This is a genomic window from Serratia sp. CC22-02, assembly GCF_900182895.1.
Taxonomy (GTDB): Bacteria; Pseudomonadota; Gammaproteobacteria; order Enterobacterales; family Enterobacteriaceae; genus Serratia; species Serratia nevei.
Genome location: NZ_FXUD01000032.1, coordinates 1 through 1274, shown reverse-complemented (window position 1 = coordinate 1274; position 1274 = coordinate 1). Strand labels below are relative to the sequence as shown.

The 1274-nt window shown below is 67.2% G+C and carries 1 protein-coding gene; it reads left to right on the top strand.

The annotated features are described in order from the left end of the window. Positions 1-1274: condensation domain-containing protein (locus QOL81_RS25760; protein WP_283440172.1), on the top strand; the 1274-nt coding region annotated here is incomplete at both ends.

Genomic DNA, 1274 nt, shown 5'->3' with positions numbered 1-1274 from the left:
CTGGACGCCTGGCTGGCGGCGATGCAGCAGGTGATCGATCGCCATGACATTCTGCGCACTGCGTTCATCACGCAGGGCATGTCCTCGCCGGTGCAGGTGGTGTGGCGCAAGGCTGAGCTGGCGCTGAGCGAGCGGCGTTTCGATCCGGCTGACGGCCCGATTTGGCAACAGCTGGCGGCCAGCTTTGATCCGTTGCAGCAGCGGCAGGATCTGACCCGCGCGCCGCTGCTCAACTTTACCGTCACGCAGGAGGAGGACGGCAGCTGGTGCGCTTTGCAGCAGTGGCATCATCTGATTGGCGATCACTCCACGTTGGCCTTCATGGAGCAAGAGATCGGCGAGATCCTCGCCGGCCGTGGGGCACAGCTGGGCGTCGCCCAGCCGTTCCGCAATGCGGTGGCGCAGGCGCGCCTGGCTCTCAGCGAGGCGGAGCATGAAAGCTTCTTCCGCGACATGTTGGCGGATATCCGCGAGCCGGTGCTGCCGTTCGGCCTGAGCGACGTGCACGGCGAAGGGCGGCAAATCGCCTGCCGCTACCAGGCGCTCTCTTCGGCGCTGAACCTGCGGTTGCGGCGACAGGCGCGGCGGCTGGGCGTCAGCCTGGCCAGCCTGTGCCACCTGGCCTGGGCGCAGGTGCTGGCGAGCGTCAGCGGGCGAGACGCGGTCGTGTTCGGCACCGTATTGCTGGGGCGTCTGCAGGGCGGCGAAGGCGCGGAACGGGCATTGGGGTTGTTTATCAACACGTTGCCGCTGCGTCTGGACATCGATCGGCGAGGCGTGGAGACGGCGGCAAGAGAGGCACACGTGCGGCTGAGCGGGCTGCTGGCGCATGAACATGCGCCGCTGGCATTGGCGCAGCGCTGCAGTGGCGTCAGCCCTGGGGCACCGCTGTTCAGCGCCTTGCTCAACTATCGCCACAACAACGGCGAAGCCGTGGCGTTGCCGGAAGGTGTTAGCCTGCTGAGCGCCGAAGAGCGTACCAACTATCCGTTCGTGTTATCGGTGGAGGACGGCGGCGATTCGCTGGGCGTGACGGCGCAGGTGACCGAGACGGTCGATGCCCAGCGGGTGTGTGACTATATGGTGCAGGCGCTGAGCTCACTGGCGCAAGCGCTGGAGCAGGCGCCGGAGACGCCGGTGTGTTCACTGGCGGTGGTGCCGGAGGCGGAACGCGAACTGCTGCTGCATGGCTGGAACCGCACCGAGCGTGACTACCCGCTGGATCAGACGCTGGCGGCGCTGTTCGAGCAGCAGGTGCGCCGCACGCCGGACGC